The sequence below is a fragment of the Komagataeibacter intermedius TF2 genome, from assembly GCF_000964425.1.
GTDB lineage: Bacteria > Pseudomonadota > Alphaproteobacteria > Acetobacterales > Acetobacteraceae > Komagataeibacter > Komagataeibacter intermedius.
Window position 1 is genome coordinate 1 of record NZ_BANF01000702.1, and the last position, 230, is coordinate 230.

General features: G+C 61.7%; 1 pseudogene. It reads right to left on the reverse strand.

Going from position 1 to position 230, the window contains the following annotated elements:
• Positions 1-230, reverse strand: a pseudogene (locus B7449_RS19020) (hypothetical protein); the annotation flags it as partial.

Genomic DNA, 230 nt, shown 5'->3' on the forward strand with positions numbered 1-230 from the left:
ACCCGTTTCAGGTTCGCTTCGCTCTCTGGGCTCATGCCGCCACCCGTCGAGGTATAGAGCGTTCCTTGCTGGAAGCGATCGAGTGCTGCAAAGGACAATGCATCAATGGCCGCCTCGGTGACGACAAGGCGCGTCACGGGCGCTTCTCCCCCGTCGGCCCGGAAACCGAAGAGACGCTTGCCAATGCCGCCCGTCGAAAACCCCTTGTAATCCGGCCCCCGCATTTCCAT